The organism is Streptomyces sp. AC627_RSS907 (assembly GCF_019049165.1).
Window position 1 is genome coordinate 92,066 of sequence record NZ_JAGMUE010000098.1, and the last position, 23,482, is coordinate 115,547.

General features: G+C 71.6%; 23 protein-coding genes and 1 riboswitch. Of the genes, 14 read left to right on the top strand and 9 right to left on the bottom strand.

The window, feature by feature from the left end; all coding sequences use genetic code 11:
• The first annotated feature begins 60 nt into the window (after positions 1-60).
• Entirely contained in the window at positions 61-1,188 is a 1,128-nt protein-coding gene (locus tag KUM32_RS22010) for an 8-amino-7-oxononanoate synthase (protein WP_217143646.1), read from the top strand.
• Between the two features lie 42 nt (positions 1,189-1,230).
• On the opposite strand, the gene KUM32_RS22015 is transcribed toward KUM32_RS22010, so the two are convergent.
• Both KUM32_RS22015 and KUM32_RS22020 read right to left on the bottom strand, forming a co-directional pair.
• On the bottom strand, positions 1,231-1,461 hold the full coding sequence (locus tag KUM32_RS22015) for a DUF397 domain-containing protein (protein WP_217143712.1): 231 nt from the start codon (positions 1,459-1,461) through the stop codon (positions 1,231-1,233).
• 35 nt (positions 1,462-1,496) lie between these two features.
• Positions 1,497-2,357 carry a helix-turn-helix transcriptional regulator gene (locus KUM32_RS22020; protein ID WP_217143647.1) on the bottom strand — a complete coding sequence of 287 codons (861 nt, stop codon included), beginning with the start codon at positions 2,355-2,357 and terminating at the stop codon, positions 1,497-1,499.
• A 213-nt stretch (positions 2,358-2,570) separates the two neighbouring features.
• Between KUM32_RS22020 and KUM32_RS22025 the strand changes: the two genes are divergently transcribed.
• A complete protein-coding gene (locus KUM32_RS22025; protein ID WP_217143648.1) occupies positions 2,571-3,062 on the top strand; it encodes an ATP-binding protein in 492 nt (163 codons plus the stop codon).
• Between the two features lie 78 nt (positions 3,063-3,140).
• Here the strand turns inward: KUM32_RS22025 and KUM32_RS22030 are convergent, their stop codons facing one another.
• Positions 3,141-3,614, bottom strand: a complete 474-nt coding sequence (locus KUM32_RS22030) for a C40 family peptidase (protein WP_217143649.1) — start codon at positions 3,612-3,614, stop codon at positions 3,141-3,143.
• Positions 3,615-3,617: 3 nt separating this feature from the next.
• Positions 3,618-3,840: riboswitch (cyclic di-AMP (ydaO/yuaA leader) on the bottom strand.
• A gap of 700 nt (positions 3,841-4,540) precedes the next feature.
• On the opposite strand from KUM32_RS22030, the gene KUM32_RS22035 reads away from it, so the two are divergent.
• From KUM32_RS22035 to KUM32_RS22065, 7 genes are all read left to right on the top strand, one after another.
• Positions 4,541-4,843 (top strand): urease subunit gamma, encoded by a 303-nt coding sequence (locus KUM32_RS22035; RefSeq protein WP_217143650.1) that lies wholly within the window; start codon positions 4,541-4,543, stop codon positions 4,841-4,843.
• 14 nt (positions 4,844-4,857) lie between these two features.
• Entirely contained in the window at positions 4,858-5,169 is a 312-nt protein-coding gene (locus KUM32_RS22040; protein ID WP_217143651.1) for an urease subunit beta, read from the top strand.
• The gene (locus tag KUM32_RS22045) at positions 5,162-6,883 is read left to right on the top strand and encodes an urease subunit alpha (protein ID WP_217143652.1); all 1,722 of its coding nucleotides are present in this window, start codon (positions 5,162-5,164) and stop codon (positions 6,881-6,883) included. Before KUM32_RS22040 ends, KUM32_RS22045 begins: the two co-directional genes overlap by 8 nt.
• A gap of 8 nt (positions 6,884-6,891) precedes the next feature.
• A complete protein-coding gene (locus KUM32_RS22050; RefSeq protein ID WP_217143653.1) occupies positions 6,892-7,566 on the top strand; it encodes an urease accessory protein UreF in 675 nt (224 codons plus the stop codon).
• Between the two features lie 163 nt (positions 7,567-7,729).
• Positions 7,730-8,407 carry an urease accessory protein UreG gene (gene ureG / locus KUM32_RS22055; protein WP_217143654.1) on the top strand — a complete coding sequence of 226 codons (678 nt, stop codon included), beginning with the start codon at positions 7,730-7,732 and terminating at the stop codon, positions 8,405-8,407.
• A complete protein-coding gene (locus KUM32_RS22060) occupies positions 8,395-9,165 on the top strand; it encodes an urease accessory protein UreD (RefSeq protein WP_217143655.1) in 771 nt (256 codons plus the stop codon). The genes ureG and KUM32_RS22060 overlap by 13 nt, the downstream gene beginning before the upstream one ends.
• A 126-nt stretch (positions 9,166-9,291) precedes the next feature.
• The gene (locus KUM32_RS22065) at positions 9,292-10,905 is read left to right on the top strand and encodes an alpha/beta hydrolase (RefSeq protein WP_217143656.1); all 1,614 of its coding nucleotides are present in this window, start codon (positions 9,292-9,294) and stop codon (positions 10,903-10,905) included.
• 67 nt (positions 10,906-10,972) lie between these two features.
• On the opposite strand, the gene KUM32_RS22070 is transcribed toward KUM32_RS22065, so the two are convergent.
• The 6 genes from KUM32_RS22070 to KUM32_RS22095 all read right to left on the bottom strand — a co-directional run bounded on the left by KUM32_RS22070 (position 10,973) and on the right by KUM32_RS22095 (position 17,771).
• Entirely contained in the window at positions 10,973-12,007 is a 1,035-nt protein-coding gene (locus KUM32_RS22070; protein ID WP_217143657.1) for an NAD(P)-dependent oxidoreductase, read from the bottom strand.
• A gap of 64 nt (positions 12,008-12,071) precedes the next feature.
• The gene (locus KUM32_RS22075; protein ID WP_217143658.1) at positions 12,072-12,803 is read right to left on the bottom strand and encodes a 1-acyl-sn-glycerol-3-phosphate acyltransferase; all 732 of its coding nucleotides are present in this window, start codon (positions 12,801-12,803) and stop codon (positions 12,072-12,074) included.
• Positions 12,804-13,012: 209 nt separating this feature from the next.
• On the bottom strand, positions 13,013-14,221 hold the full coding sequence (locus KUM32_RS22080; protein ID WP_217143659.1) for a helix-turn-helix domain-containing protein: 1,209 nt from the start codon (positions 14,219-14,221) through the stop codon (positions 13,013-13,015).
• Between the two features lie 214 nt (positions 14,222-14,435).
• Entirely contained in the window at positions 14,436-15,383 is a 948-nt protein-coding gene (locus KUM32_RS22085) for a hypothetical protein (RefSeq protein WP_217143660.1), read from the bottom strand.
• A gap of 41 nt (positions 15,384-15,424) precedes the next feature.
• The gene (locus tag KUM32_RS22090; protein WP_217143661.1) at positions 15,425-16,996 is read right to left on the bottom strand and encodes a DUF6801 domain-containing protein; all 1,572 of its coding nucleotides are present in this window, start codon (positions 16,994-16,996) and stop codon (positions 15,425-15,427) included.
• 142 nt (positions 16,997-17,138) lie between these two features.
• Positions 17,139-17,771 carry a hypothetical protein gene (locus KUM32_RS22095; protein WP_217143662.1) on the bottom strand — a complete coding sequence of 211 codons (633 nt, stop codon included), beginning with the start codon at positions 17,769-17,771 and terminating at the stop codon, positions 17,139-17,141.
• Between the two features lie 729 nt (positions 17,772-18,500).
• Here KUM32_RS22095 and KUM32_RS22100 point away from each other — a divergent pair.
• The 5 genes from KUM32_RS22100 to KUM32_RS22120 are packed head-to-tail and all read left to right on the top strand — an operon-like array spanning position 18,501 to position 23,388.
• Positions 18,501-19,505 (top strand): ABC transporter ATP-binding protein, encoded by a 1,005-nt coding sequence (locus tag KUM32_RS22100; protein WP_217143663.1) that lies wholly within the window; start codon positions 18,501-18,503, stop codon positions 19,503-19,505.
• Positions 19,502-20,266 carry an ABC transporter permease gene (locus KUM32_RS22105; RefSeq protein WP_217143664.1) on the top strand — a complete coding sequence of 255 codons (765 nt, stop codon included), beginning with the start codon at positions 19,502-19,504 and terminating at the stop codon, positions 20,264-20,266. Before KUM32_RS22100 ends, KUM32_RS22105 begins: the two co-directional genes overlap by 4 nt.
• 5 nt (positions 20,267-20,271) lie before the next feature.
• Positions 20,272-21,078 carry an ABC transporter permease gene (locus tag KUM32_RS22110; protein ID WP_217143665.1) on the top strand — a complete coding sequence of 269 codons (807 nt, stop codon included), beginning with the start codon at positions 20,272-20,274 and terminating at the stop codon, positions 21,076-21,078.
• Between the two features lies 1 nt (position 21,079).
• Positions 21,080-22,333, top strand: a complete 1,254-nt coding sequence (locus tag KUM32_RS22115; protein WP_217143666.1) for an MCE family protein — start codon at positions 21,080-21,082, stop codon at positions 22,331-22,333.
• On the top strand, positions 22,330-23,388 hold the full coding sequence (locus KUM32_RS22120) for an MCE family protein (protein ID WP_217143667.1): 1,059 nt from the start codon (positions 22,330-22,332) through the stop codon (positions 23,386-23,388). Before KUM32_RS22115 ends, KUM32_RS22120 begins: the two co-directional genes overlap by 4 nt.
• Positions 23,389-23,482 lie beyond the last annotated feature (94 nt).

Genomic DNA, 23,482 nt, shown 5'->3' on the forward strand with positions numbered 1-23,482 from the left:
TCGGACGGCCGACGGTGCCGCTAGTGTCTGTCCGCTGCCTACACAACGGGAGGACCGCCCATGGCGTTCGGCTGGATCGACGAGCAGGCGCGGCAGCGCCGCCGTGCCGGACTCGTCCGGAGGCTGCGCCCCCGTCCGGCCGACTCGCCGCTGCTGGACCTGGCGAGCAACGACTACCTCGGACTGGCCCGGCACCCGGAGGTCGCCGAGGGGGCGGCCCGGGCCGCGCGGACCTGGGGAGCCGGCGCGACCGGCTCCCGGCTGGTGACCGGCACCACCGAGCTGCACGCCGCGCTCGAACGCGAACTGGCAGCCTTCTGCGGTTTCGAGGCGGCCCTCGTCTTCTCCTCCGGCTACGCGGCCAACCTCGCCGCGGTCACCGCGCTGGCGCCGCACGGCGCCCTCGTCGTCTCCGACGCCGGCAACCACGCCTCGCTGATCGACGGCTGCCGGCTGGCCCGCGGCACGACCCAGGTCGTGGCGCACGCCGACCCGGAGGCCGTGCGCAAGGCGCTGGCGCCGCACGAGGGCCCCGCCGTCGTCGTCTCCGACACGGTCTTCTCGGTCGACGGCGACGCGGCGCCACTGGTCCCGCTCGCCGCCGCCTGCCGGGAACACGGCGCCGGGCTGGTCGTCGACGACGCCCACGGCCTCGGCGTGCTCGGCGAGGGCGGCCGGGGCGCCCCGCACGCGGCGGGACTCGCGGGCGAGGACGACGTCGTCGCCACGGTCACCCTGTCCAAGTCGCTCGGCAGTCAGGGCGGTGCCGTGCTCGGCCCCGCCCGGGTGATCGACCACCTGGTCAACGCGGCCCGGACGTTCATCTTCGACACCGGTCTCGCCCCCGCCGCGGCGGGGGCGGCCCTGGCGGCGCTCACCCTGCTGCGCCGCGAACCGGAGCGGGCGGCGCGGGCCCGTGGGGTGGCGGCCGAGCTGTACGCCCGCCTGACCGCCCTGGGGCTGGAAGCCGTACGTCCGGACGCCGCGGTCGTCTCGGTGCGCGCGCCCTCCCCGGAGGGGGCCGTACGGTGGGCGGCCGACTGCCGTGCGGCCGGCCTGTCCGTGGGCTGTTTCCGTCCTCCTTCCGTGCCCGACGGCATCTCACGGCTCAGGCTGACCGCTCGTGCGGACCTCTCCGGGGATCAGATCGAACGTGCCGTACGGGTGATCGGCGGAACGCGGCCATGAGTCGGCGTGACACGGCCGTGCGCCGCCCGGTGCCGGCCGGTGTCAGCGGCCGTGGATCCCGGCCGTGAACGACGCCCAGCTCTCGGGGGAGAAGAGCAGCGCGGGTCCGGCCGGGATCTTGGAGTCCCGTACCGCGAGGAGTCCGGCCCAGGGGCCGGCCGACGGCCGGGCCGTCTCCACGCAGTTGTTCGCCCCGGTGCTGTAGCTGCTGCGCAGCCACCGCACCCCGGGCAGACCGGTGCCGGCGGGGATGCTGCGGGGGAGTTCCGGCATGGAGCCTCGAATGGTGCCTGACATGGTGTGCCTCCTTACGCGCCTGCCGCGGTCGCGGCGATGAAGTCCAACGAGTCCTCGGGCGAAAGGGCATGGGTCACAAGGGCATCGAAGGCCTCGGTGTAGGCCTCGAGGTCTTCTTTCCGTTCGAGGTGCAGGCTACTCGTCAAATGGTCGAGAACAACTACGTCTAGATCAGAAGTGCTCGAAAAAGAGAAAATTACGAAAGGGCCGGTGACGCCGATGTGCGCCCCCGCGGCGAACGGCAGGACCTGGAGCCGGACGTGGGGCAGACGCGCGGCCTCGACCAGTCGCGCCAGCTGACGGGACATGACCCCGGGCCCGCCCACCTCCCGGCGCAGCACCGCCTCGTCCAGGACCGCGCTCAGTTCCAGGGGCCGCTGCGTACGCAGCACGTCCTGCCGGGCCAGCCGGACCTCCACCAGCGTGTCCAGCCGCTCCTCGGACAGCCCGTCCACCGCGGCGCGGGTCACCGCACGGGCGTACTCCGGCGTCTGCAGCAGCCCGGGGACCACCGTGGTCTCCAGCGTGCGCATCGCGCTCGCCTGGGACTCCAGGCTGATGAAGTCCCGGTACGTGGGCGGCAGCACCCCCCGGTAGGCGTGCCACCAGTGGTTCCGGCCGCCCGTGTCGTCGGAGCCCGCCAGCATCACCAGCAGCTCGCGCAGTTGGGCGTCGTCCACTCCGAAGGCGTCCAGCAGTAAGCGCACATCGGCCGGTTTCGCACCGCTGGTCCCGGTCTCGATCCGGCTGACCTTCGACTGGTGCCATCCCACCAGCTGGGCCGCCTCACGGCTGGTGATTCCCGCCGATGTGCGCAGGGCGCGCAGTTCGGCGCCCAGTTTCCGGCGGCGCACCACGGGACCGTGCTGCATGGGCCACTCCCTTACTCCCTATGGGCCGCGCGAATACGCTCTGCCGTCGCAGAGTTCACCGCTTCGAGCGACAGATATATGCATATCTTGGTGGATCGCCACCCTTCGCCCCCTGGTGATGGCAGTCTGGCGGCGAAGCACCAGTCCGGGACCGTACTCGAACCATCCGCTCCTTGTCGGACCGCGGTCCCGTGGGAAAGGGACGACTTCTCCATGGCAGACCATCTGGAAGCATCCATCACTCTGCCGAGCGATCCCGCCTCGGTGGCCGTCGCGCGTACCTATGTGGTCGGCACGCTGGCGGAGTGGGGCCTGCCGGCGGACACCGACGTGTCCGACACCGTCCGGCTCATCGTCTCCGAGCTGGCGACCAACGCGGTCCAGCACACGCTCGGACAGTCCCCCACCTTCACGGTGGACCTCGGGCTCGACCGTGAGGCACGCCTGCGCATCGGCGTCACCGACAGCCATCCCCGCTTCCCCAAGCGCCTGCCCGCCGCCGTCCAGCAGGACAACGGCCGGGGCATGGTGATCATCCGCTGGCTGACCGCGGAGTGCGGCGGCAGACTGAGAGTGCGGCCCACGCGCGAGGGCGGCAAGACCGTCTCCATCGAACTGCCCTGGTCACCCCCGGGCCGGCCGGTGACGCCGGAACCGGTCACGGCCGCGGGGCAGGTCGTGGGGGGCCCTGAGCCCCAGGGGTGAGGCCGCCGGGCGGTGAGGGCGACCCACGGCATCCGGGCAGGTGACGGTGCCCGGCCCACCGTCACCTGCCGGGATCGGCTACTTGACCCGGCCGTACCAGACGCTGTTGGTCCAGATCTTCTGCAGGCGTACCACGTCCCCGGTCTTCGGGGCGTGCCAGATCTTGCCCTTCCCGGCGTAGATGCCGACGTGGTAGACGCTGCGGCCCGAGTGGAAGAAGACCAGGTCCCCGGCCTTGCGGCTCTTGGCGGAGATGTGACGGGTCTTGTTGTACTGCTGGGCCGCGGTGCGCGGAAGCTTCTTGCCGGCCTTCTTGAACGAGTACTGCGTCAGTCCCGAGCAGTCGAACCTGCTTGGTCCGGTGGCGCCCCACTTGTACGGGGCACCCTTCTTGGAGGCCGCGATCTTGAGGGCCTTGGTCGCATGGGACACCGCCGCCGCTTCGGAAGCGACACCGGGGACCACGACGGAGCCGCCCACGGCGGCGAGGGTCAGAGCCGAGGCCGTACCGGCACGGGCCATCAGGGACGGGACACGATTGAGCGCGGACATGCGCAACCCTTCGTCAGCCGCCTGTGAAGGATGACCTGTCGGATTCGGGCTGGCGAAGTTGCCCGGCCGCACGAGTGCGGCTTCACCCCAAGGGCTGCTCGGCCCGGCGCACCTCTCGCGGAGATGACCGTTCCGGCGACCCGTCGTGCTTGGGTCCTCCACTCCTGCCGATCCACTCCTGTCGACCGGTCGTCCGGGCGGCGGCAGGACTCGGCGTCCGCCCGGACCGCCCCGCCGCTGCGGCGGGGGCTTGTCGTCAGTCACGGATCTTGTCTCGTCCGGTGGGAAAATCCCAACGGAACGTGCTCTTTGTGTTGTTACTCACCACTCGCCCGTTCGAGGGGGCGCACCCGGGTTCGAGCCGTCGCCGGGTGTCCGACCGGCTCCGGGACCTGCGGCGGAATGGCTTGTTCCGCCGCTTGGACACGCGCGTCGCGCAACCTCGGAGGGTCGGAAACCGGAGGTGTTCCTACGCCGAAAGGGGGTACGCCGTTTGGTCCGTTTCGGATCCCTGTCACCTCGACTGCCCGAACCCGCCTGTTCCTGACCGGGGGCACCGTGCGGCGCGGTGTCGACCCGCCCGCGCCCGGCCGGATGCGCGACGGCCACGTGCCGGTCGGTCAGTTGTGCCTTGGACCGGGCCGGTTGGGCGGCGGCGCACCCGATGGCGGCGAAGGTATTCGGCCGTATGGCGCGCTTGGTCTGCCGGGCGGCGGGCGGCGGCGGGCGGCACCGGTAATCAGTCGGTCAAATCCAGGTGACGCGGCGGAAACACTGCGGACCTACTCTCCACCCCGATCCACCTGCGGTTTCCGGACACCACGAGGCGCCTTCCGGCGTATTCGTGTGTGTTACATCTATAGCCGTCGCGGTGGCCGCGGCAGCCGGACCGCTCGGTCCTGGCGTGATGCCCTGTGAGGTGGCAAGTGCAGCTGACCCCGCACGAGCAGGAGAGACTGCTCATTCATGTGGCCGCGGACGTGGCGGAGAAGCGCCGCGCACGAGGCGTGAAGCTCAACCATCCCGAGGCCGTCGCGCTGATCACCGCGCACATCCTCGAAGGCGCCCGCGACGGTCGTACGGTCAGTGAACTCATGGCCTCCGGACGCACGGTGCTCCAGCGCGACGACGTCATGGAGGGCATCCCCGAGATGATCCACGACGTGCAGGTCGAGGCCACCTTCCCCGACGGCACCAAGCTGGTCACCGTCCACGATCCGATCATCTGACGGGCGCGGCAGTCATGATTCCCGGAGAGATCCTGTTCGCCCCCGAGCCGGTGGCCTTCAACCAGGGACGCCCGAGCGTCCGCCTGACCGTGCTCAACACCGCCGACCGGCCCGTCCAGGTCGGATCCCACTACCACTTCGCCGAGGCCAACCCCGGTCTCGACTTCGACCGTGACGCGGCCCGCGGCAAGCGGCTGAACATCGCCGCCGGCACCGCCGTCCGGTTCGAGCCCGGCATCCCGGTCGACGTCGAGCTCGTCCCCCTCGCGGGGGTCCGCGTCGTGGTGGGCCTGCGCGGCGAGACCGGAGGTCCCCTCGATGCCTGAACTCTCCCGAGCCGCCTACGCCGACCTGTTCGGCCCGACCACCGGCGACCGCGTCCGCCTCGCCGACACCGACCTGCTCGTCGAGATCGAGGAGGACCGCTGCGGCGGCCCCGGCCGCTCCGGTGACGAATCCGTCTTCGGCGGCGGCAAGGTGCTGCGCGAGTCCATGGGCCAGTCCCGCGTCACCCGTGCCGAGGGCGCGCCCGACACCGTCGTCACCGGCGCCGTGATCATCGACCACTGGGGTGTCGTCAAGGCCGACATCGGCATCCGCGACGGCCGCATCACCGGCATCGGCAAGTCCGGCAACCCGGACACCATGGACGGCGTCCACCCCGACCTCGTCATCGGCCCCGAGACCGAGGTCATCGCCGGCAACGGCAAGATCGTCACCGCGGGCGGCATCGACACCCACGTCCACTTCATCGCACCCGCCGCCGTCGACGAGGCGCTCGCGTCCGGCGTCACCACCCTCATCGGCGGCGGCACGGGTCCCGCCGAGGGCAGCAAGGCGACCACTGTCACCCCGGGTTCGTGGCATCTCGCGCGCATGTTCGCGGCACTGGAGTCGAGTCCCGTCAACATCGGGTTCCTGGGCAAGGGCAGCACCGTGTCCAAGGAGTCCCTGCGCGACCAACTGCGCGCCGGCGTCCTGGGCTTCAAGATCCACGAGGACTGGGGCGCCACCCCCGCCGTGATCTCCGCCTGCCTCGACGTCTGCGAGGAATCCGGTGTCCAGCTCGCCGTCCACACCGACACCCTGAACGAGGCCGGCTTCGTCGGTGACACCTTCGACGCGGTGGCAGGCCGTACCCTGCACGCCTTCCACGTCGAGGGCGCCGGCGGCGGCCACGCCCCCGACATGATCACGGCGGTCTCGCTGCCCAACGTGCTGCCGGCGTCCACCAACCCGACCCGGCCGCACACCGTCAACACGGTCGAGGAGCATCTCGACATGCTGATGGTCTGCCACCACCTGAACCCCGCGGTCCCCGAGGACCTGGCCTTCGCCGAGTCCCGCATCCGGCCCAGCACCATCGCGGCCGAGGACATCCTGCACGACATGGGAGCGATCTCCATCATGGCGTCGGACGCCCAGGCCATGGGCCGCGTCGGCGAGGTGATCACGCGGACCTGGCAGACCGCGCACGTGATGAAACGACGCCGCGGCTCCCTGCCCGGTGACACCCGCGCCGACAACCTGCGCGCCCGTCGCTACGTCGCCAAGTACACCATCAACCCGGCCGTGGCCCAGGGCATCGAGCACGAGGTCGGCTCCGTCGAGACCGGCAAGCTCGCCGACCTGGTGCTCTGGGACCCGCGGTTCTTCGGGGTGAGGCCACAGGTCGTCCTCAAGGGCGGGCAGATCGCGTACGCGCAGATGGGCGACGCCAACGCGTCCATCCCCACCCCCCAACCGGTCCTGCCCCGACCGATGTTCGGCGCGCTCGGCACGGCTCCCGCCGCCAACTCGGTCAACTTCGTGGCCCGGGCCGCCGTCGAGGACGGGCTGCCGGAACGTCTCGGTCTCGGGAAGGAGTTCGTGCCCATCCGGTCCACCCGTGGCCGCACCAAGGCCGACATGCGGCAGAACGACGCCCTGCCGCGCGTCGAGGTCGCCGCGGACTCCTTCGCGGTGACCATCGACGGCGAACTCGTCGAACCCGCCCCCGTCGCCGAAGTACCGCTCGCGCAGCGGTACTTCCTGTTCTGAGCGCCGAGATGAGCCGCGCGGCACTGCTCGTCCTCGCGGACGGCCGTTTCCCCGCAGGAGGGCACGCCCACTCCGGCGGGGCGGAGGCCGCCGTCCGTGCGGGACACGTCACCGACGCCGCGAGCCTGGAGGACTTCTGCCGGGGGCGGCTGCACACGAGCGGGGCCGTCACGGCCTCCCTCGCGGCGGCCGCCGCCCTCGGTGTCGATCCCGGAGAGCTCGACGGGGCCGCCGACGCCCGCACTCCGTCTCCCGCCCTGCGGGGGGCGGCACGCAGACTCGGCCGGCAGCTGATGCGGGCCGCCCGTGCCACCTGGCCGCACCCCGAACTCGACGCGCTGGCACGGCGGTCCCCCAAGGGTGCCCACCAGCCGGTCGTTCTCGGCCTGGCCGCCCGCGCGGCCGGGCTCGGACCGCTGGACGCGGCGTACTGCTCCCTCCACGAGGGGGTGAGCGGGCCGGCGACGGCGGTCGTGCGGCTGCTCGGTCTTGATCCGTTCGACGCCACCGGGGTGCTCGCGCGGCTCGCGGCCGAGGTGGACCGGGTGGCCCAGGACGCCGTGGACGCGGGGCGGGAGGCCGTGACCGAGGGGGTCGACGTGCTGCCTGCGCGGTCCGCGCCGTTGCTGGAGACCGGGGCGCAGGCGCATGCGGCTTGGGCGGTGCGGTTGTTCGCGTCGTAGGTGGGTTCGCTCCCGCCGTCCCTTCCTGTTCCCGTTTCCGTTCCCGACCCCAGGGGCTCCACCCCTGCGCCCCCCCAGGCCCCCCTTCCGGCCTGAACGGCCTCGTCCGCGAAACGCCGGACGGGCTGAGCGTGGCCGGCCCTCGCTTCATAGGAGTCGCCGTATGCATCTCGACCATCACCACGACCTCCCCGCCGCCGTCTCCGCCGACGCCCGGCGGCCCGACGGCAGCCGCCGTGCCCTGCGCATCGGGCTGGGCGGGCCCGTCGGGTCCGGGAAGACCGCCACCGTCGCCGCGCTCTGCCGGGCCCTGCGCAAGGAGTTCTCCCTGGCCGTCGTCACCAACGACATCTACACCCGTGAGGACGCCGAGTTCCTGCTCCGGGAGGCGGTGCTGCCGCCCGAGCGGATCAGCGCCGTGGAAACCGGCGCCTGTCCGCACACCGCGATCCGGGACGACATCTCCGCCAACCTGGAGGCCGTCGAGGACCTGGAGGACGAGGTCGGCCCACTGGACCTCGTCCTGGTCGAGTCCGGGGGCGACAACCTCACGGCCACCTTCTCCCGAGGGCTCGTCGACGCCCAGGTCTTCGTGATCGACGTGGCCGGCGGCGACGACATCCCGCGCAAGGGCGGCCCCGGCGTCACCACGGCCGACCTGCTCGTCGTCAACAAGACCGACCTCGCGCCGTACGTCGGCTCCGACCTCGCGCGGATGGCCGCCGACGCCAAGGAACAGCGCGGTGAACTGCCCGTCGTCCTCCAGTCGCTGCGGAGCGAGGCGGGTGTCCGGGAGGTCGCCGACTGGGTGCGGGCGCGGATCGCCGCGTGGACCGCGTGACCGCCCCGGGCGGCGTACGGGCGCGGGCGCGCGTCCTCGCCCGCGGTGACGGCCGGGGCGGCACCGTCCTGCCCGTGCTGGAGGGGGAGGGGCCGCTCGCCGTGCGGCGGACCCGGGGGAGTGGTGCCGAGGCCCGGGTGATGCTGGTCGGCGCGATGAGCGGGCCGCTCGGCGGCGACCGCTTCACGGTCACGGCGGAGGCGGCACGGGGTGCCCGGCTGCGGGTCGGCTCGGCCGCCGCCACCCTGGCGCTGCCGGGGCAGGACAAGGCCGGGGCCCGCTACGACGTCCGGCTCACCGTCGGCGACGACGCCGAACTGCACTGGCTGCCCGAGCCGTTGATCTCCGCACACGGCAGTGACCTGTACGTCACCACCCGCGTCGACCTCGCCGCCACGGGTCGGCTGCTGCTGCGCGAGGAGCAGGTGCTCGGGCGGACCGGCGAGGAACCGGGGCGCCTCACCAGCCGTCTTGCCGTACGGATCGCCGGCCGGTGCGTGCTCGTCCAGGAACTGGCCTGCGGACCGGGCGCCCCGGGCGGCTGGGACGGTCCCGCGGGCCTGGCGGGTCACCGTGCCGTCGGTCAGCTCGTCGTCGTACGCCCGGAGTTCGAGGCCGCGCCGCCGACGCCGCTCGTGGTCGGGCCGGGCGCGGCCGTGATGCCCCTCGCCGGGCCCGCCGCGCTGGTGACGGCCGTGGCGCCGGACGCGCTGAGGCTGCGGCGGCTGCTGGACGAGGCGCTGGCCTCGCTGGACTGAGGCCCCGTAGACCGAACGTGTGCATCCGTTTATCGGATTGGCAAAGAAGTAGTACTGCCTCTGTTCTCGGATGACGCACAGCCGCGAGGATCCCCGTACGTGTCGCAACCATGTTCGGAGGGCCACTTGAGGAAGAGCAGACTGGGGCGGAGGGCGGCGGCGCTCGGATCCGCCGGGGCGCTGGTCACGGCCACGCTGATAGCCGGAGCCGTCGCGGCGCCCGCCGCGAGCGCCAGTCCGGCCACCGGCCACGGACACGCCAAGGGCCCGGACCGCGAGGCCCGCGGGGCCGCCATCGCCGCGGCCCGCGCCGCCCGGGCCGGCATCGACTGGCAGGACTGCCCCGCCGACTGGAACCTGCCCAAGCCCATCCAGTGCGGCTACGTGACGGTGCCGCTCGACTACGCCAAGCCGTTCGGCAAGCAGATCAAGCTCGCCGTCGACCGCATCGGCAACACCGGCACCCCGGCCGAGCGCCAGGGCGCGCTCATCTACAACCCCGGCGGTCCCGGCGGCTCCGGACTGCGCTTCCCGGCCCGCGTCACGAGCAAGAGCGCGGTCTGGGCCGACACGGCCAAGGCCTACGACTTCGTCGGCTTCGACCCGCGCGGCGTCGGCAAGTCCACGCCCATCTCCTGCGTCGACCCGCAGGAGTTCGTCAAGGCGCCCAAGATGGACCCCGTGCCCCGCTCCGAGGCCGACAAGCAGGCCCAGCGGGAGCTCGCCCGCGAGTACGCCGAGGGCTGCTACGAGCGCAGCGGCGCCATGCTGCCCCACATGACCACGCCGAACACCGCGCGCGACCTCGACGTCATCCGCGCCGCCCTCGGCGAGAAGAAGCTCAACTACCTCGGCGTCTCCTACGGCACCTACCTCGGCGCCGTCTACGGCACCCTCTTCCCGGACCACGTGCGCCGGATGGTCGTCGACAGCGTCGTCAACCCGTCCCGCGACAAGATCTGGTACCAGGCCAACCTCGACCAGGACGTCGCCTTCGAGGGACGCTGGAAGGACTGGCAGGACTGGGTCGCGAAGAACGACGCGACCTACCACCTCGGGGACACCCGTGCCGAGGTCCAGGAGCAGTGGCTCAAGCTCCGCGCCACCGCCGAGAAGAACCCCCTCGGCGGGGTCGTCGGCCCGGCCGAGCTGATCTCCTTCTTCCAGAGCGCCCCGTACTACGACTCCGCGTGGGCCTCCACGGCGGCGGTCTTCAGCAAGTACGTCGCCGGCGACACCCAGGCCCTCGTCGACGCCGCCGCCCCCGACCTGTCGGACACCGCGGGCAACGCCTCCTCGGAGAACGGCAACGCCGTCTACACCGCCGTCGAGTGCGCCGACGCCAAGTGGCCCACCGACTGGCGCACCTGGGACCGGGACAACACCAGGCTGCACCGGGACCACCCGTTCATGACCTGGGCCAACGCCTGGATGAACCTGCCGTGCGCCACCTGGCCGGTCAAGCAGCAGACGCCGTTGGACGTGAAGACCGGCAAGGGACTTCCGCCGGTGCTGATCGTCCAGTCCGAGCGGGACGCGGCCACCCCGTACGAGGGCGCCGTCGAACTCCACCAGCGGTTCAAGGGATCGCGTCTGATCACCGAGCGGGACGCCGGTTCGCACGGCGTCACCGGCCTGGTCAACCCGTGCGTCAACGACCGGGTGGACGCCTACCTGCTCACCGGCAAGGTGGACGCCCGGGACGTGACCTGCGCCCCGCACGCCACCCCCAAGCCGTAACGAGCGCGGCAAGCACGGAACGAAGGGGGCGGCCCGGGCCCGACCGGCCGCCCCCTCTCGCGTGCCCTCAGCCCTGGCGCGCCGCCAGCCAGGTGTCCTCCGCCGCGTAGTCGAAGAGGTCACCGTACGCGGCGAACATCTTCGGGTACGCCTCCCGCCAGTCCCGGCCGGCCAGCCGCTCCTCGATCCAGGCGACCGTCTCGGGCAGGGTCTCCGCGTAGCGCACCACGGGGCGGTAGCCCACCTGCCGTTCGGCGGCGGTCATGTCGCACACGACGGGCGCCGGAACCGACCACGGGGTGTCGCCGACGGTGGACGCGGGCGGTGGGCCGTCCACCAGGACGTCCTCGGTCTCCACCCCCATCACCGCGTCGACCGCCTTCGCGATCTCCGCCACCGTCGGCGCGTCCGGGTCGACGGCGTTCAGGACCCGCGTGCCCGGCCGCGGAGCGGCCAGCCGGATCAGCTCGGCGATGTTGTGCACACTCGCCGGATGGAAGCGGCTCGCACCGCCGTACGCGAGGACGCGCCGGCGCCGGCCGTCGAGGTTGCGCTTGACGAAGTACAGCTCGCGTGGGGTCCGGCAGTGCGGTCCGTGGATCGCGCCCGCGCGCAGCAGCGTGACGGGCAACCGGTCTCCCGCGGCGAGGAGTTCATGCTCCAAGGCCGTCTTGCGGGTGCTGTACGAGGTGTCGCCCGGCAGGACCGTGCGCTGCTCCTCGGTGAGCGGCACGGGGTACTCGGGGAAGCCGCCGGGCTCGGCCTGGGTGTCGAAGTTGCGGCCCCTGTCGTCCTCGTAGACCGACACGCTGGAGATGACCACCGCCGAGCCGACCCGCCCGGCGAGCGAGACCAGCTGCCGTGCGTGCCCGGCAGCGAAGGCCACCATGTCCACCAGGACGTCACAGCCGTCACCGACGGCCGCCGACAGGGCCGCGTCGTCCTCCCGGTCGGCCCGCACCACGCGCACGTCCTCGGGCCACTCCCCGTCCCGTCCGCCGCCGCGCGACACGGCCGTCACCTCCCAGCCGTCCCGGGCCAACGCCCCCACGGCCACCCGTCCGATCTGTCCCGTCGCTCCGACCACCACAGCACGTGTCATACGGCGACCGTAGGCGCACCGGTCCCGCACGGCCACACTCTTCTGCCGAGGGCAGACGGGACGCTCAGCGCTGCGGCAGCCGGGGGAACTTCCGGCCCTTCGCGGCCTTCTCCGCCTTCTCGGTCTCCTCGGCCTTCACGTCGGCCGCGTACCGGTCCACGTACTCCTGCCCGGAAAGCGTGAGGATGGCGTACATGATCTCGTCGGTGACGGCGCGCAGCACCGCCTTCTCCCGCTCCATGCCGGCGTAGCGGGAGAAGTCCAGGGGTTCCCCGAAGCGGATCACCACGGGGTGCACCTTCGGGATCTTCCGGCCCGGCGGCTGCGCCTCGAAGGTGCCGATCATCGCGCAGGGCACGACCGGTACCCCGGCCCTGAGCGCCATCACCGCGACACCGACCTTGCCCTTGTACAGCCGGCCGTCGTGCGAGCGCGTGCCCTCCGGATAGATGCCGAGCAGCTCGTCCTTGGCCAGCACGCCCAGCCCCTCGCGGATCGCGGCCTGCCCCGCCTCCTTGCCGGAACGGTCGACCGGGATCTGGCCGGCGCTGCGGAAGAAGAACGCGGTCAGCCTGCCCTTGAGGCCCGGGCCGGTGAAGTACTCGGCCTTGGCGAGGAAGGTGATGCGGCGGTGGAGCACCGCGGGCATCAGGAAGTGGTCCGAGAAGGAGAGGTGGTTGCCCGCGACGATGGCCGGTCCCGACGCCGGCACGTGGTCCAGGCCCTCGATCCGGGGGCGGAAGACAAGCCGCAGCAGGGGACCCAGCAGTACGTACTTGAGCACGTGGTAGAACACGATCTCACCCCAACTCGACCGGACCGGCTCTGTGAACGTCGGATCGCTGAGCCGCTGTCGGGCCCGGTGCACAGTCTCCGGCGGTCGATCATATGCCGACACCCCGCGCCGGGGGGCCGGACGCGCGGTCTCCCGGCGCCGTGGCCCGTCCCCGGCGGTCCCCGCACCGGCGTACCCGCGGCCCCGGCGGGCCCCGTCCGCGGGCGCGGTCACTCCTCCCGGCCCCCGGACCGCAGGTGCAGGGCGCGCAGGGCCGCCTCCAGGGCGAAGCGGTGATCGGGGTCGGCGAGACGGTCGCCGAGGAGCGTGTCCAGGTTCCGCAGGCGGTAGCGGACGGTCTGGGCGTGTACGCCCAGCATCTCACCGACCTGCTCCGCGGGCGCCCGGGTCGAGACGTGCACGCGCAGCGTCTCCACGAGGCGGTCGCGGCGGCTGGAGGGCAGTCGGTCGACCGGTGCCAGTTCCCTGGCCGCCAGGTGGGACATCAGAGGCGGGTCGGACAGCAGCCAGAGGGTCACCAGGTGATCCTCGCAGCGGACCAGGGGCGCGTCGGCCACGACCCCCTCGTCGATCAGCTGGAGCACGCGGCGCGCCCAGCGGACGGAGTCGGCCGCCCGCTCCAGCGGTACCGTCAGGCCCACCGCGGCGTGCGTGCCCACCAGGGCCGCGTCGAGCATCGCCAGCCGCTCCGGGGTCAGTGCCCCGGGGATCAGCAGATGCGGCTGCGGGATGTCCAGGTCCGCCAGGACGTCGTCGGCCAGGCCCGCCTCCAGGTGCCCGGGCACCGGTGAGCGCAGGGCGACCATGGTGACGTGCTCCGGAGGCTGCCAGGCCGCCGCCTCGCAGAGCCCGGCCAGCGCCTGGGGCAGCGGCGGGGCGGCGAGGATGAGGTGCAACAACCGTCTGCGCTGCGCCGGTACCTCGGAGGAGGTCCGCGACTGCGCCTCGACGTAGCCCTCGCGGGAGATCGCCACCAGTTCCTCGACATAGGCGAACAGGGCGTCGGCGAAGGCGAGGATGAGCGCGGGGGAGAGCCGGTACTGCTGGCCCACGGCCTTGGCCCGGCGCAGCGCGATGCGCGCGCCGAGCCGGTAGGCGCCCTGGAGCGTGTCGAGCTCGCGGCCCTCGTACGCCTCGACGCGGCCGAACTTGCGCAGCAGCTCGTCACGCAGCGCGGCGTTCTTGCCGGGTTGGTCGACGCGGTCCACGAAGGCGGACACGGCCTGCTCGACGCCCTGGCGGATGGCGCCCTCGCTGGGCCCGTTGAGGAGGCGACCGTACACGGGGTAGGCTCGGGTGACCTCGATGCGTATTTCCTTCATGAGACCGGGTAACTCCGGTCGCATGAACGCCGCGAATTCCCGGGGGAGGGGCTCGAGCGGTTCACCGACCTCCGGCGGCTTGATGGTTGAAGGCATGAGTGGCCGTCCCTTGCTCTCCGATGCGCCCGATGGGATGCCGGTCGCGCGCCCCGCGGCTGGGCAGGAGCGCGTGACCGGCAGTCAGGTGGTGCCTGCGTGGGCTGCCGAAGCTAGACGAACTTCGTCGGGGCGTACACAGTCTGTGCACATTTCGATGCGGTGAGACGGGGCGGAACTGCCGGGACGGCTGAGAATCACCGCTGCGAGGCCGTTACTTGACGGCCGAGTGCCAGTTCCGCGCCAGGATGCTGCCCGCGTCGGGGGCGACGGTGCCGGGAGCGGTCAGGCCGCTGAGGTGGGTCTGGGTGTCGTTCAGCGTCAGGCTGTTCTGCCCGGCGGCGGAGGGCAGTCCCGTCTTGAGGTTGACCGCGGCGTCGATCAGGCCGAACAGGCCCAGTCCGCAGCCGCTGGCTCCGGGCACCGCGAAGGTGCTGTCGTTCTGGGTCGCCCCGGTGAGGTTGATGCGGCTCATCTCGCCGTCCTCCGCCACGGTGCCGTCGCCCTTGAAGAAGGACATCCCGAACTCGGGATAGTCGAGGTTCCTCGGGCGCAGGACGATCGGGTCCGACTTGGTGCCGATGTAGCACTTGCCGCCCAGCAGCGGGTTCTCCAGGTGGATGCGGACCGGTATGGCGACGATCGGCTGGTCCGTGACGATGCCGGCGGTCTGGTCGAAGTCGTAGGGCGCGCCGACGGACTCCACGGTGGCCGTGATCCTGTTGAGGCTGCTGTTGTCGATCTGCTCGCAGATGGCCGTGACGGCCGGGATGTTGCTCGGGCACATCAGGCCGAGCAGTCCGCCGGGGACCGTGGCCGAGTCGGCGATGATCGCGCCGCTGGGCGGAGCCACGACCGTGCTGGTGCCGTCGGCGTTCTGCACGACCCCCATCTGGAGGTTGGTCCTGCCCGTCACCACGGTGGTCTTGCCCAGCTTGATGGAGCCGTTGGGAGAGGTGGACACCACGCACTGCGGGGTCCGGGCCAGACCGTCCGCGGCGAGCATCGCCGGCGCGTCCACGGGACAGCGGGTGAAGGGCGCCCACTCGCCGTTCGGCTGCGCCGCCGCGGCGGTCGCGGTGCCCATCGAGGCGAAGGCGCCGAGCGCGGTGGCGAGCGCGGTGGCGGTGGCGAGTCGTGCGCCGGGGGACAGGCGGTTCATGAGGTGGCCTTTCGCGACGGGGGATGACGGAGGAGAGCGGTTCAGCGTTCGGGCCGGGGAATCTTGAGCGGCTGCCGGTCCGGGGTGCACTCGTCCGGGTTCACTACCTCGGCGGAGACGAAGCAGGTCTGACCCTGCATCTGCTTGACGTAGTTGCCGGAGCCGGAGACGGAGGCCGTGAGCAGGCGGTCGAGGTCCTCGCCCCCGGCTCCGCAGCCCGTGAACGCGGGGATGGTGACCTCGCCGGTCAGCGGACCGCCGGACAGGAGGAGATAGCCGGTGGCCGGCTCGCCGGTGGTCTGTTCGCCCCTGCCGTGGAGCACCAGGTGGTCACCGGGGTGCTTCGCGGGATCCGGCTCGGGCGAGGTGAGGGGCTTCTCGGTCCGGCAGCCGGGGCCGACGTCCAGCGGAGTCCCGTTGACCTCCAGGGAGGTCACCCGCAGTACCAGCGGCACTCGGACATAGGTGTCGGTACTGGTGAACACGAAGTCGGTGGTGCCGGCGGAGTCGATGGTCAGCGGACCGGTCTGCTCCAGGACCATGGTGGCCTTCGTCGGGGTGAAGCCGAAGGTGAGGAAGGTGGCCTCGAAGGGCGGAGTCTGCTTTCGTCCCTGGTGGTAGAGGTCGCCGCCGGAGTGCTGGGTGATGGTGGCCCCGCTGAAGTCCGGGTAGAACTCGAACTGCGGCTCCCCCTGCTCGATCAGCACGCAGGACACGGGGATCAGTGCGGCGCCGCCCAGCTTCTTCACGTTCGCGTAGCCGGTGATGTACGCGTTCAGCGACATCGGGCCGGCCGGGTACTGGCTGTCGTACCGGCACGGCGGCGCGTCGCGGTCGGCCGCGGCGTCCGGAGCGGTCTCCGTGACCTTCGGGGCGCGGTCGCCCTGCCGGTCCGGCGGCGCCTCGTCCCGCTGTCCCGGCGTGCCGGAGGGAGTGGGCGACGCGGACGGCGGCGCGCTCGGTGAGCCCGTACCGGCGGTTGCCTCCGGTCCGACGGGTACGGCTGCCAGCAGGCCCCCGTCCGGAGCGTCCTCGGCGAGAGCGCACTCGACGGTGAGCGTGGCCGGGTCCGTGGCGGAGCCGTCCGCGGTGGTCAGCGACAGATCGACGGCGAGATCCCGGGCGGACAGCGTCAGTTCGCCCGCGCTCCGCCCCGTCACCGAGGGGACGTCCCCCGTCGCGGTCAGTGTCAAGGGCCCCGACGGGGGAAGGGCGACGGGCGGCGCACTGCCGCGCCACGTCGCCTGCGCGGCGGCGTCGTTCTGGGCGACGGCCACACCGAGCCGGGTCGCGGCCCGGACGCCGGCCGCTCCCCGCGCGGTGAGGTCCGCCACGGCGGGCTCCGGCAGCTCCAGGACGGTGGTGACGTCCGTGGGCAGGACCGGCTGGCCGGCCGTGACGCGGTCCGGGAAGGTGGCCGAGACCCGCACCGTCGCGGCCTGCTCCCCGGAGGGAAGAGCACAGACGTAGGGCAGAGCGGTGTCGACCTCCTGGGTGCCGACGGCGACGGCCGCGGCGGGGACGGTGGCGGCCAGCACCACGAACGCGGCGATCGCCGCGCTCCGGGCACGGGCCCGGACCGTCGGCCGGGCGGTGGTACGGGAACCTCTCATCTGGCGCTCCGCTCGGGTCGTACGGTGCAGGTGGTCTCCGGGGGCCGGTGGCGACGGCCGGGGCGGCCGGGGGCGGCCGGGGCGGGCAGCCCGCGTGGGCCCGGCCGGGGGAACCGACCGGGCGTTGGCGGGCGTCCGTGGCTTACGGGTTGGAGCCGACGATCTTCGGGATGGTGCTGGTGCCGGCGACCTTGACCGCGTAGTTGCCCTTGAAGGTGGGCTTGGTGGAGGTGGTGACGACCGTGCCGCAGCCGGATGCCGAGGTGACCTTGAGCTCACCGGAGAGGCTGTTGACGGCGAGGATGCCGGTGGAGTTGGTGTAGGTGCCGGAGGCCTGGCCCTCGACGTTGAAGACGCAGGCGCCGGCGGTCACCTTCGCCTTGACGTTGCCGACGTGTCCCTTGGTGACGCCGGTCGAGGCGGTGTAGTCGTGCACGACGACCGTCCAGGGGGTGATCGCGGTGGTGGTGACGTTGCCCAGGACGCTGGTGCACGGTGAGCCGCTGGTGCCGAAGTTGATGGCGTTGATGTTGGCCACCGTGGCCGGGTTGCCGGTGGCGCTCTGCATCGTGCCCGAGGCCGACGACGTCGTACACGTCATCGGGATGTTGGCGGTCAGCACGATGTTCCCGCTGTTCGTCGCCGTGAAGTTGGTCGGCGACGGGGTGACGGTCCACGTGGTGGAGGGGACCGCGGAGGCTGTGGCGACGGCCATGCCGAACGCGGCCGCACCCGCGCCCGTCACGACGCCGACTCTTCTCATGAGGTTCTTCATGGTCCTGGAACTCTCCTTATGGATTGACCGGCTGAGGGGGCCGCTTCCGAACTGATGGAAAGGGGAGAGCGGGCGGTCAGCGGTTGTGAACCCGACCGCGAGCACCGACGTTACTTGCGGGAAACTTAACTGAACAACGGCACCGACCATGATTCTTTGTACAAAGACAGAATCTGGCCTCCCGAGTGAGCAGTTCTCGGTGCCGCTTAGTCATCTGCTGCTAAGAGCGGCGTGGCGGGAGACGGGCGGCGAGGGCTCTGGAAGGCCCTCATCGGTGTCTCGTCGGAAGCCTGGTTGCTCATGACGGTGACAAGTCGGGGGTGCGGTTTTGTCCGTCGGCTGACAAATTACCGGCGGCTGGCCCGGATCCCGCGGAAAACTCGGAATTCACCCTTGCCTGCCGAGGTTACTCGGCCGTAACGTGCCGACTACGGCGCTGATCTCCAGGTGGGTCCCACCCCACGCCTCGGAGGCGCGACGGAAGATGCCCGGCCTCACCCTCCTTCTGGGCCGGACGTCCTTCGGCAGGGCCGCGCGAACCGCTCCCCCCAGGAGACGCGTGGCCCTGTCCTGTGTCCGGGAGACAAAGGCCGGCCCGTGGTTTGTCTCCACGGTGACAAAGAGCGGGGGGACGAGAGGAACGCGACGGCCCACCTGTTGTCAGTGAACCGTGCACCGGCCTAACGTGCGCTCCACGACGCGCGGCTCAAGCGGGTTTTTGGAGGTGATATGGGAATCGAAGTCGTGGTCGAGGGCCTGACCAAGTCCTTCGGCCGGCAGAGTATCTGGCAGGACGTGAGCCTCACCCTGCCGGCCGGAGAGGTGAGCGTCATGCTCGGCCCGTCCGGCACCGGGAAAACCGTTTTCCTGAAGTCCCTCATAGGACTGCTCAAACCGGAGCGGGGCCGTGTCCTCATCAATGGGGTGGACATGGTCAACAGTCCGGAGCGTGACATTTACGAGACCCGAAAGCTCTTCGGTCTCATGTTCCAGGACGGTGCTCTTTTCGGCTCCATGTCCCTTTTCGACAACATTGCCTTTCCCCTGCGCGAGCACACCCGCAAGAAGGAGTCCGAGATCCGCCGCATCGTCATGGAGCGGATCGAGGTCGTCGGACTGCTGGGCGCCGAGGGCAAGCTGCCCGGGGAGATCAGCGGCGGCATGCGCAAGCGGGCCGGCCTGGCCCGGGCCCTCGTACTGGACCCGCAGATCATCCTGTGCGACGAACCGGACTCCGGGCTCGACCCCGTGCGCACCGCCTACCTCTCCCAGCTGCTCATCGACCTCAACGCGCAGATCGACGCGACGATGCTGATCGTCACCCACAACCTCGACATCGCCGCCACCGTCCCCGACAACATGGGCATGCTCTTCCGGCGCGAACTGGTCACCTTCGGCCCCCGCGAGGTGCTGCTCACCAGCGAGGAGCCGGTCGTGGCGCAGTTCCTCGCCGGCCGGCGGGAGGGCCCGATCGGCATGTCGGAGGAGAAGGACGCCGCGACCCTCGCCGCCGAGGCCGCCGGCCCGCGCCCCCCGGGAGCGGACGGGCCCCGTGAGATCGTTCCGCAACTGGAGCCGTCCCCCGGCCTCCCGCCGCGCCGCGCCGTCGCCCGGCGTCGGGAGCGGGTGCTGGCCATGCTCGACCGGTTGCCGCCCGCGGCCCGTGCGGCGATCGAACGCACCTACGCCACCTCGCCCACCGCGCCCCTGCCCGCCGCCGGGAGCGGCGCATGATCACCGGCGCGCTGCGGCAGACCGGGCGGCTGTTCGCGCTCGCCGCCGAGGTGGGCCGGGCGATCTTCAGACGACCCTTCCAGTTCCGGGAGTTCGTCGAGCAGTTCTGGTTCATCGCCAGTGTCACCATCCTGCCCGCGGCCCTCGTCTCGATCCCGTTCGGCGCCGTGATCGCCCTCCAGGTGGGCTCGCTCACCCAGCAGCTGGGCGCCCAGTCGTTCACCGGCGGGGCCAGTGTGCTCGCCGTCGTCCAGCAGGCCAGCCCGCTCATCGTCGCCCTGCTGATCGCCGGCGCCGGGGGCTCCGCGATCTGCGCCGACCTCGGCTCGCGCACGATCCGCGAGGAGCTCGACGCCATGGAGGTCATGGGCGTCTCGCCCGTGCAGCGCCTGGTCGTGCCGCGGGTGCTGGCCACCATGGGGGTCGCGGTCCTGCTCAACGGCCTGGTCTCCGTGGTCGGCATCCTCGGCGGCTACTTCTTCAACGTCTTCCTGCAGGACGGCACCCCGGGCGCCTACCTGTCCAGCTTCTCCGCCCTGGCCCAGCTGCCCGACCTCTACGTCAGCGAACTGAAGGCCCTGGTCTTCGGGTTCATCGCGGGCATCGTCGCCGCCTACCGCGGCCTGAACCCGCGCGGCGGCCCCAAGGGCGTCGGCGACGCCGTCAACCAGTCCGTCGTCATCACCTTCCTCCTGCTGTTCTTCGTCAACATGGTGATGACGGGCGTCTACCTCCAACTCGTCCCGCCGAAGGGAGGCTGAGGCCGGTGGCCTCCCCGCTCGTCTGGCTCGACCGCTCCGGCGACCAGCTCCTCTTCTACGTCCGCTCCCTGCTCTGGGTCCCGCGCACCCTGCGCCGCTATCTCAAGGAGGTGCAACGGCTGCTCGCCGAGGTCGCCTTCGGCACCGGTGGCCTGGGCGTCATCGGCGGCACCATCGGCGTGATGGTCGCGATGACCCTCTTCACCGGCACGGTCGTCGGGCTCCAGGGCTACGCGGCCCTGGACCAGATCGGCACCGCCGCCTTCACCGGGTTCGTCTCCGCCTACTTCAACACCCGCGAGATCGCCCCCCTCGTCGCCGGACTCGCCCTGTCCGCGACCGTCGGCGCCGGCTTCACCGCCCAACTCGGCGCCATGCGCATCAACGAGGAGGTCGACGCCCTCGAAGGCATGGGCATCCGCTCCCTGCCCTACCTGGTCACCACCCGCATCATCGCGGGCGTCGTCGCCATCATCCCGCTCTACGCGATCGGCCTGCTCTCCTCCTACGTGGCGTCCCGCTACGTGACGGTCCTCTTCAACGGCCAGTCCAGAGGCACCTACGACCACTACTTCAACCTGTTCCTGTCCCCCACCGACGTCCTGCTCTCCGTACTGAAGGTCCTGATCTTCAGCGTGCTGGTGATCATCGCCCACTGCTACTACGGCTACCGCGCCACCGGCGGCCCGGCCGGCGTCGGCGTCGCCGTGGGCCGGTCGGTGCGCAACGCCATCGTGCTGATCAGCGTCACCGACTTCTTCCTGTCGCTGGCCCTGTGGGGCGCCACCACGACCGTGAAGGTGGCGGGGTGAGATGAACGGTGCACGAGGTGCGACGCTGCGCCGCCGGCTCGCTGGCGTGGTGTTCCTGGTGGTCCCCGTCCTGCTGGCGTGGCTGGCCGTCGCCGTCTACGACAAGCAGTTCACCGACTCCGCCCCGGTCGTCGTGGAGACCGGCAGCGTCGGCAACGAGATGCACCTGGGCGCCGAGGTGAAACTGCGCGGCGTCGTCGTCGGCGAGGTCCGCGCCATCGACGCCACCGACGACGGCGCCCGGCTCACCCTCGCCCTGCGACCCGGCGCCCTGGCCCACATACCGGCCGACGTGCGCGCGCAGATGCTGCCGACCACCCTGTTCGGCGAGCGGTTCGTGGCCCTCGTCCCGGCCGCGCGCCCCTCGTCCCGGCCGCTGGCCGCCGGTGCCGTCATCCCGCAGGACCGCTCCGCGAACGCCGTCGAACTGCAGCAGGTGCTGGACAACGTGCTGCCCATGCTCACCGCCGTCCAGCCGCAGAAGCTCTCCGCCACCCTGTCCGCCGTCTCCCGGGCGCTGGAGGGACGCGGCGGCGACCTCGGCAGGACGCTCAGCCAACTCGACGCCCACCTGCGCAGGTTCAACCCCCACCTGCCCACCCTCAACCGTGACCTGAAGGAACTCGTGAAGGTCAGCCATGTCTACGCCGACGCCGCACCCGAGGTCATCACGGCACTCACCGACTTCACCACCACCAGCGGCACCCTGGCCGAGAAGGAAGGCGACCTGGCCGCCACGTTCGGCGCCGCCACGAGAACGGCGGAGGACATGACCGCCTTCCTGCGGCAGAACAAGAACAACATCATCCGGCTCAGCGCCACATCCCGGCCCACCCTGGAACTGCTCGCCGAGTACTCCTCCTCCTTCCCCTGCACCCTGCGCACCCTCACCGACTTCGTCCCGGCCATGGACAAGGCGCTCGGCAAGGGCACCGGCCGGCCCGGCCTGCGGGTCGACGTCACCACCGTGCCCTCGCGCGGCGCCTACGTCCCCGGCCGGGACACCCCCTCCTACGACGCCGGAGGCGGCCCGCGCTGCTATCCCGTCCCCTACCTCGGCGTGCCCGCCGAGCCGGCCGCACAGGTACCCGCCACCGCTGACCAGGACCTCGGGCCGGCCAACTCCGCGCAGGAGAACGCCCTCGTCAACGAACTGCTCGCCCCGGCCGGCGGGAAGCGCCCCGCCGACCTGCCGGACTGGAGCAGCCTGCTCGCGGGACCCGCCCTGCGCGGCACGGAGGTGATCCTGCGATGACGGCCCGGCGTACCGCGCACACCCGGCGCCGCCCGCTGACCGGGCCACTTCTGAAGTCCCTCGCCTTCCTGCTGGTGACGGCGGTGGCCACGACCGTGCTCGGTCTGAGCGTCGCGAACACCGGCGTCGGCGACGGCAGTGTGACCTACAAGGCCCTGTTCACCGACGTCACCGGGCTCGTCGAAGGCGACAGCGTGCGCGTCTCCGGCGTCAAGGTCGGCCAGGTCACCGACGTCCGCGTCGTCGACCGGCGCACCGCGCAGGTCACCTTCGCCGTCCGCGACGACCGCAGCCTGCCCCGCTCGACCACCGCCGCGGTGAAGTACCTCAACATGGTCGGGCAGCGCTACATCGCCCTCGACCGGGGCAGCGGAGACCTCACCGGCACCCTCGACAGCGGCGGCACCATCCCGCTCGACCGCACCACTCCGGCGCTCGACCTGACCCTGCTCTTCAACGGCTTCAAGCCGCTGTTCGAAGGGCTCTCCCCGAAGGACGTCAACGAGCTCGCCGGTTCCATCGTCCAGGTCCTGCAGGGCGAGGGCGCCACCGTCGACAGCCTCGTGCGGCACGTCGGCTCGCTCAGCACGACGGTGGCCGCGAAGGACAAGGTGATCGGTGAGGTGGTGAAGAACCTCAACACGGTCCTGACCACCCTCAACGACCGCGAGGAGGACTTCGACGGCCTCGTGGACACGCTCCAGAGACTCGTGACCGGGTTCGACGACGACCGCGAGCCGCTCGGCAAGGCCGTCACCGCCATGGGCGAGCTGACCACCGTGACCGCCGACCTCCTCGACGAGGGACGGGAACCCCTCGCCCGGGACATCCGCGAGCTGGGCCGGCTCTCGCGCAACCTCGGCGACGCCACCGGGCAGGTCGAGGACTTCCTGGACCGGACTCCCGCCAAGATGACCGCGCTGGCCCGCCTGTCCTCGTACGGCTCCTGGTTCAACCTGTACCTCTGCGAGGCCCGGGTGAGCGGAGTGCGCACGTCCGACGGATCCCGGCCGCCGACCGGCATAGCGGTCACCGAGGGGAGGTGCGGCGCATGAACCTGCTGCCGCGGCGCGCCCGCCACGACGAGACCCCCGCCGCCCCCGGCCGCTCCCGCCCGCCCCGCGTCAAGCCGGTCAAGGACCGCAACCC

What these genes read in the sequence shown, in the direction of transcription:
- KUM32_RS22050 (WP_217143653.1), top strand. Translation starts at nt 6,892, where the DNA reads ATGAGCCGCGCGGCACTGCTCGTCCTCGCGGACGGCCGTTTCCCCGCA.
- KUM32_RS22045 (WP_217143652.1), top strand. Translation starts at nt 5,162, where the DNA reads ATGCCTGAACTCTCCCGAGCCGCCTACGCCGACCTGTTCGGCCCGACC.
- KUM32_RS22015 (WP_217143712.1), bottom strand. Translation starts at nt 1,461, where the DNA reads ATGCCGGAACTCCCCCGCAGCATCCCCGCCGGCACCGGTCTGCCCGGG.
- KUM32_RS22020 (WP_217143647.1), bottom strand. Translation starts at nt 2,357, where the DNA reads ATGCAGCACGGTCCCGTGGTGCGCCGCCGGAAACTGGGCGCCGAACTG.
- KUM32_RS22085 (WP_217143660.1), bottom strand. Translation starts at nt 15,383, where the DNA reads ATGAACCGCCTGTCCCCCGGCGCACGACTCGCCACCGCCACCGCGCTC.
- KUM32_RS22090 (WP_217143661.1), bottom strand. Translation starts at nt 16,996, where the DNA reads ATGAGAGGTTCCCGTACCACCGCCCGGCCGACGGTCCGGGCCCGTGCC.
- KUM32_RS22105 (WP_217143664.1), top strand. Translation starts at nt 19,502, where the DNA reads ATGATCACCGGCGCGCTGCGGCAGACCGGGCGGCTGTTCGCGCTCGCC.
- KUM32_RS22095 (WP_217143662.1), bottom strand. Translation starts at nt 17,771, where the DNA reads ATGAAGAACCTCATGAGAAGAGTCGGCGTCGTGACGGGCGCGGGTGCG.
- KUM32_RS22040 (WP_217143651.1), top strand. Translation starts at nt 4,858, where the DNA reads ATGATTCCCGGAGAGATCCTGTTCGCCCCCGAGCCGGTGGCCTTCAAC.
- KUM32_RS22070 (WP_217143657.1), bottom strand. Translation starts at nt 12,007, where the DNA reads ATGACACGTGCTGTGGTGGTCGGAGCGACGGGACAGATCGGACGGGTG.
- KUM32_RS22115 (WP_217143666.1), top strand. Translation starts at nt 21,080, where the DNA reads ATGAACGGTGCACGAGGTGCGACGCTGCGCCGCCGGCTCGCTGGCGTG.
- KUM32_RS22010 (WP_217143646.1), top strand. Translation starts at nt 61, where the DNA reads ATGGCGTTCGGCTGGATCGACGAGCAGGCGCGGCAGCGCCGCCGTGCC.
- ureG (WP_217143654.1), top strand. Translation starts at nt 7,730, where the DNA reads ATGCATCTCGACCATCACCACGACCTCCCCGCCGCCGTCTCCGCCGAC.
- KUM32_RS22080 (WP_217143659.1), bottom strand. Translation starts at nt 14,221, where the DNA reads ATGCCTTCAACCATCAAGCCGCCGGAGGTCGGTGAACCGCTCGAGCCC.
- KUM32_RS22030 (WP_217143649.1), bottom strand. Translation starts at nt 3,614, where the DNA reads ATGTCCGCGCTCAATCGTGTCCCGTCCCTGATGGCCCGTGCCGGTACG.
- KUM32_RS22120 (WP_217143667.1), top strand. Translation starts at nt 22,330, where the DNA reads ATGACGGCCCGGCGTACCGCGCACACCCGGCGCCGCCCGCTGACCGGG.
- KUM32_RS22025 (WP_217143648.1), top strand. Translation starts at nt 2,571, where the DNA reads ATGGCAGACCATCTGGAAGCATCCATCACTCTGCCGAGCGATCCCGCC.
- KUM32_RS22100 (WP_217143663.1), top strand. Translation starts at nt 18,501, where the DNA reads ATGGGAATCGAAGTCGTGGTCGAGGGCCTGACCAAGTCCTTCGGCCGG.